The sequence below is a fragment of the Candidatus Zixiibacteriota bacterium genome, from assembly GCA_035574315.1.
Taxonomy (GTDB): Bacteria; Desulfobacterota; Binatia; order UBA9968; family UBA9968; genus DATLYW01.
Genome location: DATLYW010000006.1, coordinates 1 through 16,490, shown reverse-complemented (window position 1 = coordinate 16,490; position 16,490 = coordinate 1). Strand labels below are relative to the sequence as shown.

Below are 16,490 nucleotides of genomic sequence, written 5' to 3'. Positions count from 1 at the left end.
CAGGGTGATGGGATCGACGGACATGAGATGGATAGATCCGTTTAGCCGGTTCAGGCCGGACGGATGTTCGTGCCGGTCGTCGGTCTTCCGTCTCCGCTCTTTCCTCGAACCTCGAACCGCTCTACGAAACACGCATCACTGTTTTTGCTTGATGATGAGATTCCCATAATCGTCCACGGTGCCGATCTGCTCGGGTTGAATGACCGTCGTGGTGTCGAGCTGTTCGACGATCGCCGGGCCGGGCACCGCATGTCCCGGCTCGAGCCGCTCGCGCGCGTAGATCGCACAGGGAAGCGTCCCGCGGGCGGGGCCAAAATAAACCCGGCGCTCGCCGGTGCGCGCCTGCTCGAGGGCGCGGCCGGTGCGTTTCGCCGGCGAGAGCCTGGCCTGCGGCACCAGGCCGATCGAGACCAGCCTGACGCTTACGAGCTCCACCGGCTCGCTTTCGGCTTTGTGCCCCGAGACCTGCTCGTGTTGGGCGTCGAAGCGCTGCCGCATGGAAGCCAGGTCCGACGGTGCAAGCGGCGGCATCGGGCAGGGCACCGTCAGCTCATAGCCCTGTCCGGCGTAGCGCAGATCGAGAAAGGGCTCGATGCGGATCTCCTGATCGCCGAACCCCTCGGCGGTGAGATCGCTCTTCGCCTCCGCGATCAGCTCGGCGAACAGCCTGTTGACTTCCTCGCAGTCCAGCTCCTCCAGGCCCGCGAGCTTGGAACGGACGTAGTCGTGCTTGACGTCCGACATCAGCAAGCCGAGAGCCGAATGGACACCGGGCGTCGGCGGGACCAGGACCGCCGGGATGCCCAGATCGAGGGCCATTCTGCCGGCGTGCATCGGGCCGCCGCCGCCGAAGGCGACCAGCGTAAAGTCCCTGATGTCGTAGCCGCGCTGCGAGGAGACCGCCTTGATCGCTTCCTCCATCTTGACGTTGATGATGTTCAGGATGCCGTCGGCGGCTTCGAGCAGGCTCAATCCCAGGGGCCGCGCGATTTTTTCCTGCAGGGCTCGTTCGGCCCTGGCTTTGTCCAGCTTCATCCGGCCGCCGAGAAAATGATCCGGATCGAGGACACCCACGACGAGATTGGCGTCGGTGATGGTGACGTTTTCGCCGCCCCGCCCGTAGCAGACCGGGCCCGGATCGGCTCCCGCGCTGTCGGGGCCGACCTGGAGCGCTCCCACGGCATCCAGGCGGGCGATGGTTCCTCCGCCCGCGCTCACGGTGTGGATATCGAGCATCGGCAGGCTGATCGGCCGCTGGCTGATGCGTCCCTGCGTGGTCACCACCGGTTTTCCCCGGTGGATCAGCGCGACGTCGCAGCTCGTCCCGCCCATATCGAAGGTGATGATGTTGTCGATGCCGACCCGCTCGCAGGTGCCCATCGACGCGATCACGCCGCCCGCGGGCCCGGAGAGGACGGTGGCGACCGGTTTTCTCGCCGAGCCTTCGAAGGTCGACACGCCGCCGTTGGACTGCATGATGTAGAGCTTCGGCGTGGAGACTCCCATCTCCCGGAGCTTTCCTTCGAGGCGGCTCAGATAGCTCGCCATCACCGGAGCGATGTAGGCGTTGATCACGGTCGTGCTCATCCGGTAGAACTCGCGGATTTGGGGCAGAACCTCGCAGGAAAGCGACAGCCTCGCCTCGGGAAACTCCCGGGCGAAGATCTCCTTCACGGCCAGCTCGTGCACGGGGTTGAGAAACGAGAAGAGAAAACAGACCGCGACCGATTGAACGCCCTTCTTCTTGAGATTCAAAACGGCACGCCGCGATGCCTCGACGTCGATCGGCTTGAGCACCCGCCCCTGGAAATCGATCCGCTCGGGGATCTCTTCGGTGTAGTAGGGGGTTGCGAGCAGCTTCGGCTTCTCGAAGAACAGATCGTAGGTGGCCGGCCCGTAACCGCGGGTTTGCTCCATGACCTCGTAGATGCCGCGAAACCCCTCGGTGACGAGCAGACCGGTCCGCGCGCCCTTTTCCTCGAGCAGCGCGTTGGTCCCGACCGTGGTGCCGTGACAGAAAAAAGAGACGTCTCCGGGAGCGACGCCGCGATCGAGAAGCTCCTTCACGCCGTTGAGCACGGCTTGAAACGGCTCCCTGGGGGTGGAGGGGACCTTGGTGATCGTGATCTCGCCGGATGATTCGTCGAAAAAGACGAAATCGGAAAAAGTTCCTCCCGTATCCACCGTCACGCGGTACCTGGCCATAACCGTTTTCGTCTAGCATTAATTTTTCGGGCCTTCAATCGTTTCGCCCGCGCGAAGCGCGGGCAGAAGCTCGGGTTCTTGTTCTTGACAGCGGCGCGCCGAGATAATAGTTCGGTCCAGCATGCCGGAAGAAAGCAGGCGCAAGAAACTCCTGCCGGGGATGCTCGACCGCGTCGAGCTTTGGGGGAACCGGCTGCCGCATCCGTTCTTCCTTTTTTTGCTCTTCGCCGCCGCGGTCCTCGTCGTTTCGTGGATCGCGCACGCCCTCGGTGTCTCCGCGGTTCACCCGGGGACCGGCAAGCCGGTCACCGTGGTCAATCTCCTCGACCGCAAGGGGCTGCAGAACATCGTCACCCGGGCCGTGCCCAACTTCACCGGTTTCGCCCCTCTCGGGACCGTGCTGGTCGCGATGATCGGCGTCGGCGTCGCCGAGCGGAGCGGCCTTTTCGGCGCCGCGCTCAAGGGCCTGGTCCGGGCGGCGCCCCGCTGGCTCGTCACGGCAGCCGTGATCTTCGCGGGAGTGAATGCCAGTCTTGCCGTCGACGCGGGTTACGTGATTCTCGTTCCTCTCGGTGCCGTGCTGTTCGCCCAAGTGGGTCGTCATCCGATCGCCGGGCTGGCGGCCGCCTTTGCCGGCGTTTCGGGCGGCTTCAGCGCCAACCTCTTTCTGACGCCGCTGGACCCGCTGCTCGCCGGGCTCACCCAGGAAGCGGCGCGTCTTTACGATCCTGAATATTCCGTGCCGCCCACCGCCAACTACTATTTCATGATCGCTTCGACGTTCCTGCTCACGGCGATCGGGACGGCGGTGACGGCATGGATCGTCGAGCCGAGGCTCGGGCGGTACCAGGCCGCCGGCGAAAACGGGGCGGACTCGCTGGCGGCCCGGGAGCGCCGCGGGCTGGCGGCCGCAGGGGCCGCGATCGTGGGGGAGCTGGTCCTCCTCGGGATCGTGACGATTCCGGAGAACGGGCTGCTGCGCGACGCGAATGGAACGCTCGATCCCTTTTTTCAGGGCATGGTGATGCTCATGGCCCTGGGGTTTTTGCTTCCCGGGGTCGCCTACGGGATGGCCGCCGGCACCATCGCAAGCCACCGGGATATCGCCCGGATGATCGAGGAGACCATGGCGACGATGGGGAGCTACGTGGCGCTGGCGTTCGCCGCGAGCCAGTTCGTCGCTTACTTCGGCTGGTCGAACCTGGGCCTGATCCTGGCCGTCGCGGGGGCCGACCTCCTGCGGGCGTCGGGTCTTTCGGGAGCCACTCTGATCCTGCTCTTCATCTTCGTTTGCGCCGTCATCGATCTCTTTGTCGCCAGCGCTTCTGCCAAATGGGCGGTCATGGGTCCGGTCTTCGTGCCGATGCTCATGATCATGGGCTATTCGCCGGAGCTCACCCAGGCCGCATACCGGATCGGAGACTCCTTCACCAACATCGTGACGCCGCTGATGCCTTACATGCCGCTGGTGATCGCGTTCGCGCAAAAGTACGAGGGGAAGATCGGAGTCGGAACGATCGTGACGCTCATGCTGCCGTACTCCGTGGCGTTCGCTGCGGGCTGGACGTTGCTGCTGCTCGCCTGGGTGCTTCTCGGCCTGCCGCTGGGGCCGGGGTCGGGGATGAGCTATCCGGCCTGACGCTAGGAGAGGGTTCCTCAGCCAGCGAGAATCAGGAGGTAGAGAAAAGGAACATGGACAGCCGAACGATTCACGAAAAGCTCGCCGGGGCCATCGAGGCCGACAGGGGCGAGCTCGTCGATCTCTGTCTCAAGCTCGGGAACCTTCCGAGCCCGCACGGGAAGGAACGGCGGCTGGGCGAAGCCGTGCTCGCCTGGCTGGCGCAACGGGGCATCGACGGCGAGCTGCAGCTCATCACCGCCGAAAGCGCCAACGCCGTCGCAACCTTGCCGGGCGCCGGCTCGGGCCGGAGCTTGATCTTCAACGCGCACATGGATACCGGCCCGGAGCTCGGGCCGGACGCGACCGAGGCCGAAAAGAAGATGGAAACGGCGTGGGTGGAGGGCGACATGCTCTTCGGCAAGGGCATGATCAACGACAAAGCCCAGCTTTGCGCCTTCATGATCGCCATGGCCGCAATCAAGAAGTCGGGCATTCGATTGAAAGGCGACTTGACCCTCACCGCGGTGGCGTTCGAGACGGGGGAGCCCTCCGTGGACCAGCAGCAAGGTATCGGGTTTCCGGGCGAAGGTTTCGGGACGAAATGGCTCGTGGACCGGGGAGTCGTCGCGGACTATGCGCTGGTGGGTGAGACTTCCGGCTTCGGCATCGTTCAGGCCGAGTGCGGGGCCGCGTGGTTCAAGATCCGGGTGAAGGGACGCGAGGTGTACACGCCCCGGCTCGAGCGCGGAGCGTCGATCCGGGAAAATCCCAACGCGTTCGCAAAGGCGGCACACGTGCTGCTCGCGCTGGAGCAGTGGTTCGTGGAATACGAGAAGCGCGAGACGATGTCCTTTGCCGGAGGTACCATCGTTCCCAAAGGGCAGGTGGTCGCCGTTCGCGGCTCTCAGAGGGGTATCGGCGCGGCGAGCCCGTTCTGCGACATCTTCGCCGACGTGAGAATCGCGCCCGGAAAGAACCCTCTCGGCGTGAAGAGAGAGCTCGAGGCGCTCCTGCGTCGGCTCGATCTCGGCGCCGACGTCAAAATGTTTCAGTACTCGCGCGGGCACATCGCCAGGAGCGCCGGGCCGCTGATCGCCGCGGTGGCCGGCGCGCATCGGCGCGTCTTCGGCGCCGAGCCGCCCGAGCCTCCGGCGGCGGAGACCAGCATGTGGCGTGATCTCAACGTCTTCAACGAGATCGGCATCCCGGCGATCTGCTACGGCCCGCCGCGCCAGCGCGAGCCGATGAGCGGCGCGCAGAACCGGGCGATGAGGATCGAGGATCTGCTGCAGGCCACGAAAGTTTACGCGCTCGCGGCGCTCGAAGTCTGCGGCGTCGAAGGGCTTTGAACGCCTCCCGGAACGGCTTGGGCGCCGAAAATCGACTGTTGACATCGGGCGGGGCGTTTTACTACCATCCGGCCCATGATCAAGCTGATCGACCAGATGCGAGAGTTGATCAACCCGGCCCTGGCCAACGGCTGCCCTTGTATCCTGGCCACGGCGTCTCCCGACGGAGAGCCGGACATCGGCTACAAGGGAAGCATGATGGTCTTCGACGACGAGTCCCTGGCGTACTGGGAGCGCACCCGGCGGCAACACTTGAAGAACCTCCAGGCCAATCCCAAGGTCGTGGTCCTGTTCCGCGATCCGAAGACGCGCGTGAACTGGCGGTTCCACGGCGTCGCGACGATCCACGAGTCCGGTCCGGTGCGCGAGCAGGTGATGGCGCGTACGGTCGCCGAGGAACTGGAAAAGGACCCGGAGCGCAAGGGGGCAGCGGTCGTCATCAGGGTCGACAAGGTCACCAACCTCGCCGGCCAGGTCCTCCAGAGCCGCTGACGGGAATCGCCCGTCGCGCTCGAGCCGTCGAGCATCCGCGCGCGGGGCTGCCGGACGACATGCATGCGGTCGGCAAAATCCGGCGCATGCCCGAAGACACCGTTTCTTGTACAGCCTTTCTTTTTTTCTCGCGCAACGTCCACGGGGCCGTGGCAACTTCCGTCGCCCGGCCCGACCGGCCGGTCAAGGGGCGTGGTTTGACATCGTAGCGCGCCTGCGGCTAAGCTCGCGCAAAATGTCCACGCAGTTACGAACTCACTAGCTGGAGGGCGGAGCGGGCGATGGCTTACGACATCCTCATCAGGGGCGGAAGGATCTACGACGGTAGCGGCATGCCCTCGTACCTCGGCGACGTGGCCGTCGCCGGCGGCCGGATCGTCGAGACGGGGCGCGTCAGCGGAAGCGCCCGGCGCGTCATCGACGCGGCCGGGCTCGCCGTGGCGCCCGGCTTCATCGATTTTCACACGCATCTCGACGCGCAGCTTCTGTGGGACCCGATCGCCACCTCGTCCTGCTGGCACGGAATCACCACGGTGATCCCGGGCAATTGCGGGCTCACGCTTGCCCCCGCTCGTCCCGAGGACCGCGAGAACATCCTCGACAGCTTCGCGCGGGTGGAAGCGATGCCGATCGGCGTGCTGCGCAGCGCGATTCAATGGGAATGGGAGACTTTCCCGGAATACCTCGACCGCCTGGACGGCGGGCTCGGGGTGAACGTGGCGGCGCTGGTCGGCCACTGCGCGCTCCGCCACTACGTCATGGGGGATGCCGCCTGCGAGCGCGCCGCGACGCAGGAAGAGATCGACAGGATGAAAGCGATCCTGCGCGACAGCGTCGCCGGCGGAGCGCTCGGCTTTTCGACCAACCGCAACCCGGTTCACATGCGCACCGACGGACGCCCGATCGCGAGCCGGTTGGCGAGCGGCGACGAGCTTCTTCAGCTCGCGGGCGTTCTCGGCGAGTTGAACCGGGGCGCGATCCAGATTTCGGTCGGGACTCCCGGCATCTCGATGCCGGCCAACGAGGCGGTGGGCCTTTTCGACCGCCTCGCCTCCCAGGGGAGGCCGGTGATCTGGCAGAGCATCTCGCATCGCTGGGACCAGCCCGATCTCTGGCGCGATCTCCTCGAGATGGGGCGGCGGAGCCTGGAGGCGGGCTATCCCTCTTATCCGCTGTGCAACGCCAGGCTCTTCAACAACCGGTTCAACCTGAGGAACGCGCAGGTTTTCGACGATCTGCCGACATGGAAGCAGGTTCTCTTCACGCCGCTGGAGCAGAGAAAGGAGATTCTCCGCGATCCAGAGGTGCGGCGGAAGCTTCGCTACGAGGCGGTGGAAAATCATTTTCGCTCCCGGTTCTCGCGCCGCTGGGACCTCGTTTACTTGATCAGGGCCGCGACGCCGAAGAACAAGCCGCTGGAAAAAAAGAGCGTCGCCGAGATCGCCCGGATCCAGGGCAAGGAAGTCCTGGACGCCTTTCTCGATCTTTCGCTCGAGGAGGATCTGGAGACGTTGTTCCAGACCTCCAGCAACAACGGCGACGAAAGCGCCGTCGCCGAGATCCTCCGCAGCCCGATCACACTGGTCGGGCAGTCGGACGCCGGGGCGCACCTCGTCTACGACGCCGGATGGGGCTACGCGACGCGGTTTCTCGGCTACTGGGTTCGCGAACGCAAGATCATGCCGCTCGAAGAAGCAGTGAGAAAACTCACTTTCATGGTGGCTTCGATCTTCGGTCTGGAGGATCGCGGCATGATCCGGCCCGGCCTGGCGGCGGACATCGTCGTGTTCGACCCGGAGACGGTCGGCGATTCCGAGCCGGAGATGGTCGACGATCTGCCCGGAGGGGAAAGGCGGCTGGTGCAGAAAGCGACGGGGATCGAGGTGACGATCGTCAACGGACAGGCGCTCGTGGAGCGCGGGCGGTACACCGGAGCGCTGCCTGGCGCCGTGCTCCGGCGCGGCAGCGGTGAAGCGTTCCAGGCCGCGGCGTGAAGATTTTCTGACAACGAAGGGAGCCGCTCAATGTACTATGGGGCGCGGGGAATCGTGGGTCTGGTCAAGCCTACCTATCGGCCGGGCTCTCTGGAGAGCTTCATCAAGCTGATGCCCGAGGGAGTGGGGTTCATTCCCTGTCACGCGGGCATCCGGGCGGGAAACGAGCAGGAATTCCAGAACGCTTTGGCCGTCGCGGAGCGGAAGGTCGCGCGCCTGGCCGAGCTGGGAGCCAACGTGGTCATGATCATGGGCGCGCCGCCCGCGATGGTGCGGGGGCACGGAGCCGACCGGCAGATCTCGGCGCAGCTCTCCGCGAAGTACGGGATTCCGGTGCTGGTCGCGACGATGGCGCAGGTCGACGCCTTTCGCGCTCTCGGGCTCAAGCGGCTCGTCGGCATCACTTATTTCCAGGAGGAGCTCAACCGCAAGTTCGCCAAGTTCCTCGAAGACGACGGGTTCGAGGTGGCGGCGATGAAGGGGATCGACGTCCCTTTTCAGGACGCGGGCAAGCTGTCGCCGGAGGCGATTTACGGATTTGCGAAGAAGGTCTTCATCGAGCACGGTCCCGCCGACGGGATCTATATGCTCGGCGCGGGGTGGCACAATCTGCCGGTGATCGAGATGCTGGAGAAGGATTTGAGGACGACCGTGGTCTCCAGCATCCCGGCGCAGGTGTGGGCCACCAAAAAAATCCTCCACCTCAACGAGCCGGTCGTCGGTTACGGCCGGCTGCTCGCGGAGATGCCATGAATCGGGTTGCGTTACGGGTCTCGAGCTTCCTGCGGAAGCGCAAACGAGCACTGGCCGGCGCCGTCGCGTTCGTCGCCTGCGCGGCGGGCGGCGCGATGGCGCAGGATGCCAGGGCAAAAGCGGAGGCGGAAGGAAAAATGGTCTTCTACGCCTCCTTCAACGCCAACGACTCGAAGACGCTGATCGACGGCTTCAAGCAGCTCTACCCCAAGATCGACGCGACCTTCTACCGCGCAACGGACGCGCAGCTCATGGAGCGGATCCTGACCGAGGCGCGCGCCGGGCGGCATCTCTGGGACGTGGTGATGGCGACGAGCTTTTACGGCCATAACCTCAAGAAGCGCGGCCTGCTCGCGCCGTACGACTCTCCCGAACGGAAGTTCTACCGCGAAGGCTACAAGGACCCTCAGGCGACCTGGACGTCGATCTACACCAATTACGCCGCCTTCGGCTACAACACGCGGCAGGTGGCGAAGGCCGCCGTGCCGAAGTCGTTGCACGACCTTCTCAGGCCGGAGTGGCAGGGGAACCTGGGGATCGACAGCCGGGCGTACGAATGGTTCGGAACCATGCTCAAGGCGATGGGCGAGGAAAAAGGGCTGGCCTACATGCGCGAGCTGGCCCGGCAGGTCCAGTTGCGCAACGGGCGTACCCTGATCGCGCAGCTCGTCGCCGCGGGCGAGTTCAAGGGAGCGCTCTCGGCCTATTCGCAAACCTTCGAGCAGCTCAAGCCGGCGGGGGCTCCGGTCGACTGGCTTTATCTCGATCCGGTCTTCGCCAACATTCACCCGATGGGCCTGGCAGCCAAGGCCCCTCACCCCAACGCCGGCAAGCTTTTCATCGACTTCGTGTTGTCGAAGCGAGGGCAGGAGCTGATCCGCGGCATGAACCGAATTCCGGACCGGATCGATACCCCGCCGGAACAGAAGCGGCTGATGGAAGGGATCAAGCCGGCTTTTGCGCCCGTGGAAGTGTTCGAGAATTTCGAGCGGTACGCGAAGCTCTTCCATGAAGTCTTCGGCGGCCGGTAACCGCAAGGGGCCGCCGGAGCGGGAGCGAGGTCTTGCGCGTCGTCATCCACAACCTCACCAAGGAGTACGATAAGGAAGGCGGCGGCACCCTGCGCGCGCTCGCGGGGGTCAATCTTGAAGTGCGGGATCGCGAGTTTTTCGGAATCGTCGGGCCGACCGGGTGCGGCAAGACCACGCTGCTGCACATCATCGCAGGCTTGCAGAAATCCACCACCGGATCGGTGGAATTCGTCGGCGAGAGGCGCACGCAGGCGATGGTGTCGATGGTCTTCCAGGATGCCGCGTTGATGCCGTGGCGCAACGTGGAGGAAAACGTCCCCCTCGGACCGGAGTTCCGCCGGCTCCCGGAGCCGGTCTACAAGCGGGCGGCGCGGTTTTTCCTGGAAGTCGTGCGCATGCTCGATTTCAGCGCCGCCCGGCCGCACGAGCTTTCCGGGGGGATGAAGCAGAAGGTGGCGCTGGCGCGCGCACTGGCGAACGACCCCGAGGTGATCCTCATGGACGAGCCGTTCGCCAGCCTGGATGCGCAGACGCGCCTCATTCTGCGCGAGGAGGTCCTGCGCATCTGGGAGCGCGACAAGAAGACGGTTATCCTGGTCACGCACAATATCGAGGAGGCCGTGATGCTGTGCGACCGGGTCGCGGTGATGAGCGCCGCCCCGGGCGTGGTCAAGTGCGTGTTTCCGATCGACGTTCCGCGCCCGCGGACGATCAAGAGCATGTCCGATCCGGACTTCGCGCGGTGCGTGGAGAAGATCTGGGATCTCCTGCGCTACGAGGTCGAACGCAGCATGCGTGAAAACCGCCCGACCGGGCTCCCGTAGTGAACGGCGATTCGCCCGTCGAAAGGTGGTTTCCCGTCGCGGCGCGGCGGTGCTTCCCTGCGGCACGACCATTTCTTTACGGAACGCACGCGAACGATGCCGACGACAGCGGCGAAGGTACGGGATAGAATCGCGGTCGTTCGGCGGGTGGCTCTCCGGGTGCTGATTTACCTGATTCTGCCGGCTCAGGCGCTCTTGCCGGTCAGCGACCCCGACATATGGTGGCACCTGAGCACCGGACGTTGGATTCTCCAGAACGGAGCTGTTCCCTTCGAGGACCCGTTTTCCGCCTACGGCGCGGGAAGAGCTTGGATTGCGTACAGCTGGCTTTTCGAGCTGATCGCCTACGCCGTGTACGTCGCTGCCGGAATCCCCGGCCTGGTCTGGCTCACGGCGGCGATGGCGTTGCTCATCGCTTTCGCCGTGCACGCCCTGGTGCGTCGAAAGCAACCCCCTCTGTCTGTAGAGGTCCTGCTCGCCGCCCTGGCGCTGGGAGCGATGAAACCCCTCGCCTCGCCCCGCCCCTGGCTTTTCAGCATCTTGTTCTTTTCATTGGAGCTGCTGCTGATCGCAAGAGCCCGGGAATCGGAAAACGGTCGCGAGCTCTGGCTGCTGCCCCCGCTTTTCGTGGTTTGGGCAAGCCTTCATATCCAGTTCGTCTACGGTCTTGCCGCCGTAGGTCTTTTGTTTCTCGAATCGCTGCTGGCCCGCCGGCCGTCGCGCCTGCGCTGCGACATCCATGCGCCCCGGCTCTCGCCCGGCCGGGTAGCCTCCGCGGGCGCGGCGTGCTTCGTCGCCACCCTGATCTCGCCCTACCACCTTCTGGTTTACAGGCCATTGGTCGAGTACGCCGTTCAAAGCGGCGTGTTTGAGAGCATCAGCGAGCTCCATCCCATGTTTTTTCGCTCGCCGGCGGACTGGATCGTGCTCTTTCTGGCGTTGGGCGCCGTGTTTCTCCTCGGGCGGAGCGGAAGATGGACCCCGTTTCCGACGCTCCTGCTCGCGATGGGGGTATTGCTGGGGTTTCGCGCGCGCCGCGACATCTGGGTGTTGGTTCTGGGTTCCACCGCCGTTGTCAGCGACTATTTTGGGGAATTCCACGGCGGCAGGAGTATTCCGTTTACGAGGCGACAAGCTCTCGCCGCTGCAGTCCTGGCGGTCGCTGCATTGTGCGCGATCGGGTGGTGGCGGCAACTCACGGAGTCGCGGCTGCAGGCCGAAGTCGAAGCGAAGTATCCCGCCGGGGCCGTGGAATATATCCGAACGCATCGCCTGAAAGGACCGATGTTCAACACTCTGGACTGGGGAGGGTATTTGATCTGGCGATTGCCGGAAGTACCGGTGGCGATCGACGGGAGGACCAACCTGCACGGGGAGGAAAGGGTGAGCGGCTTGCTCAACGTCTGGCTCGGCTATCCGGGGTGGGACGCCAACCCCGAGCTGGCCGCGGCAAATTTCATCATTGCCGACCACCACCGCCCGTTGACTTTTCTGCTGCGCCGCCATCCGGGCTACCGGGTCGTTTACGAGGACAGGGTGGCCGTGGTTTTCGTGCCGTTGCGCGGAGCGCGGTAAGAACCAGGGCGCTCGCAGGCCGGCGGCGCTCCGGAGCTCGGCGGCCGGTGGACATCCAGCTGAGCAGCGAATGCGAATAATGACAGTTTTCCGTCCGCAGCTTCCGGCTCCCGGCGATCCAGCCGCGAGCGCGCTTTGCGGCGGACGGTTTGAACTGCTGGAGCGTTTCGAGCCGGAGCGAAGCGACCACGATCCCTGATACTTGCGCATGCGCTGGCAATAGATCGAGAGGAGGGTATTTCCAATGATCGGCTGTGCTTTGATCCGACCGCGCGACCTCATCGCCATCTTTTTTGCGCTGCTTTCGCTGGCGGGTTGTGCGTCGATGGCAGATTATGAAACGATCCTCGCCCATCCCGACCGGCCCCAGGCGGAACGGGCTCTCGATGCCGTGCGCAGGCCGGCGGAGGTGCTGGCGTTCTTCGGGGTCAAGCGGGGAGACAAAGTCGCCGATCTGTGGGCCGGGCGGGGCTACTACACGGCCATCCTGTCGCAGGCCGTCGGCCCCGAAGGCGTTGTCTACAGCGCGAACCCCGCGGTCCGGCCCGAGTTCGCCGAGCGCTGGAAAAAGCCGGGATTCGCCAACGTGCGCGTCGTCGCGGGACCATTGGACAGGGTGGAGCTGCCGCAGGACGCGTCGCTCGACTTCGCGCTCATCCATCTCAACTACCACGACCTCGACCCGGCAGCGCGCGCGGCGATGAACAAGAGGGTTTTCGGCGCGCTCAGGCGCGGCGGCGTCTACGGGATCGTCGATCATTCGGCGAAAGTGGGTACCGGAAATCAGGCGGCCCAGACGCTGCACCGGATCGACAAGGCGCTGGTCATCGAGGAAGTGACCGGGGCCGGATTCAGGTTCGCGAAAGAAGGGGAGATGCTGCGCCGCCCGGACGACCCGCGCGATTTCAGCGTCGTCAAGATACGGAACAGGGATGACCGCTTCGTCCTGGCGTTCGAAAAGCCCTAGAGAAGCGGCGCTTTAAATTTCGGCCACGGCCCTGAGCTTGAGTCCCTTTCTTTTCGCCTGACCCAGGACGAAGCGGCCGACGGCGAGATCCTCGTCCGCTATCCCGTTCGATTGGAAGAGGATCCGTTTCGGGCGCGGCTGAGGGCAGCCCGACGCCACGACGCGCTCCAGCGGAACGATCTCCTCCCAGCGCGTGACGCCGGCCTGGCAGGCGGCGACGAGATCCCCGCTGTCGCCTTTTGCCGTGGCGAGATCGTCGGTGACGACGAGGTCCATGCGCCGGATCAAATCGAGGGAGATCTCATGCTTGACCGTCGCATTGGCGCCGATCGACGCAACCAGAACCTCGTCCCTGAGCGCCGCGCCCGTCGCAACGGGCGTCGTCGAGTCCGTGGAGACCACCAGGATGTCGGCCGCCGCTTCGACTTCCTCGACGCTGTCGACCTCTTTCCAGTCCGCCCGCACGAGCTTGCTCATCCGCCTGATGAAATCCCTGCGCCGCTTCGGCGTCCGCCCCCAGACGACCACCTGCTCGATGGAGCGGGTTTGCGCGACCGCCTGCACCTGAAAAGTCGCCTGCCAGCCCGGGCCGATCACACCCAGCGTCGTCGAGCCGGGCGGCGCGAGGTATCGGGCCGCGACTCCGGTCGCCGCGCCGGTTCTCAGGCTGCTGAGATATCCCATGTCGATGATCGCCCGGATGGCGCCCGACCGGCCGTTGTAGAGCGTGACGGTGTTCGCGTCCGCCGCGTAGGCGCGCAGGCAGATGAGATCCCAGTCCTGATGCCAGGCGGCCATCACGTTGAGCTGCTTCACGCTTCCCTTGAGGCGGCGGCGGGGCAGAGCGCGCATCTTGCCGGCCGCGCGGTCGCGGAACATCGCGTCCAGCAACTTTACGGCCTGGGGCATGCCGATGAGCTTTCGAGTTTGCGGTTCACTGATGATCCATGCCATTCCGGGCCTCCTTATGGAGCGTTGTATAGCGGAAGGCCGGGTGGCGGGCAAGGCGAGCGAGATTTCGCTTGACGGCCACGACCCTTGCCCGCAAAATAATCCACGTGAAGGAATGTCCGGCCTGCTCGGCGCGTTACGGCGACGAGGTCAATTTCTGCGCCAACGACGGTCGCTCGCTGGTGACAAAAACCTCCGAGCGGTCACGGCTTTGTCCGCAGTGCGCCAACAGCATCCCGGAGCAGGCCTCGAAGTGCCCCTACTGCAAGAGCGACCTTCGCGGGGCGCCGGCGCCGCAGTGGCCCGAGAAGGAGGAGTTTTCGACCGAGCCAGGTCCGGCGGCGTCGCGCCCGGGACTGCCGCTCGGCTCGAAGATCATCCTGATGGCGGGGTTCGCTCTCTTCGCTCTCGGCGTGTTCCTGGTGGGCGGTCAGACCGAGCGGAGCGAGTCCCAGTCGGTGATCGAAGAAAAAGCCAGGGAGCTCGAGGCGCGGGAGCGGAAAATCCAGGAGCAGGATCGCCGCATCCGGGCCCTCGAAAGCGAGGTCGACAAGAGCCGTGCCGAGCTGACCGCGGCCTCCAAGGAGCTGGTTACTCTCAAGGCCAGGCTGGAGGACAGTCAGCGGGCCCTGTCGGCGGCCCAGGAAAAGCTCCGCGTCGCCAACCGCGAAGTCGAGCGGCTGGCCGGCCGGAGGGCCGGCCGCGGATCCCCGCGTGGGCCCGACTCCTCTCCTGCGGTCGTGCTCCGGCGGCCGGCCGAACCAGGGGTCTACGAGACGATCCGCCACACCCAGGTGCACGAGGAACCCTCCGGCAGCTCGCGAACGGTATCCGAGATCAAAAAAGGGACGAAGGTGACGGTCGTGCGCTCGGTCGGCGAATGGCTCGAGGTCCGTTCGAGGCTGGGCAATCCCCCTGGTTACATCCGCTGGGATGATGCTATGTTTGTCGGCAAGTCGAACTGAGCAGCGGCCGTTCCCCGCCTTCTCCTCAGGCGCGGCCCGCGGGCTCTCATGCCCGTGACTCGCCGCGAAACCCGCCTGCCAGCGACGTGAAATTCATCCGGTGCCGCTTCGTGCGTCACCGCAAGGGCTTTGTTTGGAAGAGCCGGCGACATTGAAATCGCACAGTCGGGCCCGGGCGCTCCCCGCGGGATCGCGCCTGGGGACGTTTTCCTCGCTGCGCCACGCCGACTTCAGAAACCTCTGGCTCGGTACTCTGTTCATGAGCGGCGGCCAATGGATTCAGCAGGTCACGCTCGGCTGGCTGCTTTACGATCTCACGGGCTCCTCGGTCCTCCTGGGGGCGCTCAACGGCCTGCGCGCCTTTCCGTTTCTGGTTGCAGGGCCGATTGCGGGCGTGGCGGCCGACCGCATGGATCGCAAAAAGCTGATCCTCGGAACACAGTACGTACTGATGGCCACCGCCGCCGGCATGGGCGTCCTCGTTGCGTCCGGGTTCCTGCAGGTCTGGCACGTTTTTGCTTTCACGCTGATCACCGGTGTCGCCTGGTCGTTCGTCGATCCCGTGCGGCAGAGCCTGATCCCCGCGGTGGTGCCGAAGCACGACCTGATGAACGCGGTCGCGCTCAATTCGGCGGCCTTCAATCTCACCAAGGTCATGGGGCCGTCGATCGGCGGCCTGTTGATCGCGGCGTTCGGCGCGTCGGGGAATTTTTTCGTTCAGAGCGCGGCTTATCTGGCCGTGTTGTACTCGATCTGCCGCATTTCGATTCCGCCGGCGCCCGGTGAAGCGAGACACGCCTCCGCGGTGGCGAGCCTGAGAGAAGGGTTCGAATACGTCTGGTCCAACGCCGAAGTCTTCGCTCTGCTCGCGGCTGCGCTGGTGCCGCGCATCTTCGCCATCCCTTATCAGACGCTGATGCCGGTTTTTCAAAAGGACGTGCTGAAAGTCGGACCGGAAGGGCTCGGCCTTCTCATGGCCGCCCCGGGGGTCGGCGCGATGAGCGCCGGGCTACTCCTTGCCACGCTCGCCAACCGCATCCGCCACCAGGGTCATCTCCTGCTCGGCAGCCTCGTGCTGCTCGGCCTGGCGCTCAACTTGTTCTCGTGGACGACCTCGTTCCCGCTCGCCCTGCTCGCGCTCGTCGCCGTCGGCGCGTTTCAGATCCTCTACATGGCGACCACCAACACGATGCTGCAGATGCTCGTGCCCGATCGCCTGCGCGGGAGGGTCATGAGCCTTTACACCCTCGATCGCGGCTTGATGCCGGTCGGAGCCCTGATGGCGGGAGTGGGCGCCCACGTGATCGGGGCTCCTGCCACCGTCAGCTACATGGGGCTGGTCGTGATCCTGCTGGCGGTCCTGGTCGCGTGGCGGTCGCCCGTGGTGCGCGGTTTGCGCCTCGGGGCCCGCGGTTGACCCCGTCCCCGTGGTGCCTCTATGATCGGGAAGCGGAGGTGCCATGAAGGCGGGAGTTTTGATCGTCGTCCTGCTCGTGGCCGCCGGTCGCGCCAGCGCCGGGGGAGCGGGCGTGAGAGCCGGGGAAAGCCCGAGGCCCGCCGGCTTTGCGCTCTCGGGCTCCCGGTTCCATGGCGGCCCGGGCGATCCGGCACATGGCGGTTTCCTGAACAACGCTCCTCACGCCGGCGGTTTCGCGCCTTCGTCCGGAAGATTCACACCCCGCAGCATGCTAACGCTCCCTTCGGGGGCGGTCGGCGGCCATTCGATTCCCCGCTTTCCTGACGATAAGGACAGGCGGTTTCGC

Annotated in this window: 14 protein-coding genes; 12 read left to right on the top strand and 2 right to left on the bottom strand. The window is 65.2% G+C overall.

Annotation, left to right across the window (positions count from 1 at the left end; all coding sequences use genetic code 11):
- Positions 1–135: 135 nt before the first annotated feature.
- Positions 136–2,205: a hydantoinase/oxoprolinase family protein gene (locus tag VNN77_00840; protein ID HXG49936.1), complete on the bottom strand. Its 2,070-nt coding sequence runs from the start codon at positions 2,203–2,205 to the stop codon at positions 136–138.
- Between the two features lie 121 nt (positions 2,206–2,326).
- On the opposite strand from VNN77_00840, the gene VNN77_00835 reads away from it, so the two are divergent.
- The 9 genes from VNN77_00835 (at position 2,327) to VNN77_00795 (ending at position 12,811) form a co-directional block, all read left to right on the top strand.
- Positions 2,327–3,844 carry an AbgT family transporter gene (locus VNN77_00835; GenBank protein HXG49935.1) on the top strand — a complete coding sequence of 506 codons (1,518 nt, stop codon included), beginning with the start codon at positions 2,327–2,329 and terminating at the stop codon, positions 3,842–3,844.
- Positions 3,845–3,897: 53 nt separating this feature from the next.
- Positions 3,898–5,175: a M20/M25/M40 family metallo-hydrolase gene (locus VNN77_00830; GenBank protein HXG49934.1), complete on the top strand. Its 1,278-nt coding sequence runs from the start codon at positions 3,898–3,900 to the stop codon at positions 5,173–5,175.
- A 75-nt stretch (positions 5,176–5,250) separates the two neighbouring features.
- Positions 5,251–5,667, top strand: a complete 417-nt coding sequence (locus VNN77_00825; protein ID HXG49933.1) for a pyridoxamine 5'-phosphate oxidase family protein — start codon at positions 5,251–5,253, stop codon at positions 5,665–5,667.
- A 281-nt stretch (positions 5,668–5,948) separates the two neighbouring features.
- Positions 5,949–7,661 carry an amidohydrolase family protein gene (locus VNN77_00820; GenBank protein HXG49932.1) on the top strand — a complete coding sequence of 571 codons (1,713 nt, stop codon included), beginning with the start codon at positions 5,949–5,951 and terminating at the stop codon, positions 7,659–7,661.
- 30 nt (positions 7,662–7,691) lie between these two features.
- A complete protein-coding gene (locus VNN77_00815; GenBank protein ID HXG49931.1) occupies positions 7,692–8,414 on the top strand; it encodes a hypothetical protein in 723 nt (240 codons plus the stop codon).
- Complete coding sequence (locus VNN77_00810) at positions 8,411–9,445, top strand: extracellular solute-binding protein (protein HXG49930.1); 1,035 nt, start codon at positions 8,411–8,413, stop codon at positions 9,443–9,445. Before VNN77_00815 ends, VNN77_00810 begins: the two co-directional genes overlap by 4 nt.
- A 32-nt stretch (positions 9,446–9,477) precedes the next feature.
- Positions 9,478–10,269: an ABC transporter ATP-binding protein gene (locus tag VNN77_00805; GenBank protein ID HXG49929.1), complete on the top strand. Its 792-nt coding sequence runs from the start codon at positions 9,478–9,480 to the stop codon at positions 10,267–10,269.
- A gap of 96 nt (positions 10,270–10,365) precedes the next feature.
- Positions 10,366–11,844, top strand: a complete 1,479-nt coding sequence (locus VNN77_00800; protein ID HXG49928.1) for a hypothetical protein — start codon at positions 10,366–10,368, stop codon at positions 11,842–11,844.
- A 325-nt stretch (positions 11,845–12,169) separates the two neighbouring features.
- On the top strand, positions 12,170–12,811 hold the full coding sequence (locus VNN77_00795; GenBank protein ID HXG49927.1) for an SAM-dependent methyltransferase: 642 nt from the start codon (positions 12,170–12,172) through the stop codon (positions 12,809–12,811).
- A 12-nt stretch (positions 12,812–12,823) separates the two neighbouring features.
- Here the strand turns inward: VNN77_00795 and VNN77_00790 are convergent, their stop codons facing one another.
- On the bottom strand, positions 12,824–13,765 hold the full coding sequence (locus tag VNN77_00790; protein ID HXG49926.1) for an ornithine cyclodeaminase family protein: 942 nt from the start codon (positions 13,763–13,765) through the stop codon (positions 12,824–12,826).
- Between the two features lie 68 nt (positions 13,766–13,833).
- Here VNN77_00790 and VNN77_00785 point away from each other — a divergent pair, with 68 nt between their 5' ends.
- From VNN77_00785 to VNN77_00775, 3 genes are all read left to right on the top strand, one after another.
- On the top strand, positions 13,834–14,727 hold the full coding sequence (locus VNN77_00785; protein HXG49925.1) for a hypothetical protein: 894 nt from the start codon (positions 13,834–13,836) through the stop codon (positions 14,725–14,727).
- Between the two features lie 151 nt (positions 14,728–14,878).
- A complete protein-coding gene (locus tag VNN77_00780) occupies positions 14,879–16,144 on the top strand; it encodes an MFS transporter (protein ID HXG49924.1) in 1,266 nt (421 codons plus the stop codon).
- 43 nt (positions 16,145–16,187) lie between these two features.
- A partial coding sequence (locus VNN77_00775; protein ID HXG49923.1) for a hypothetical protein occupies positions 16,188–16,490 on the top strand: 303 nt, incomplete at its 3' end.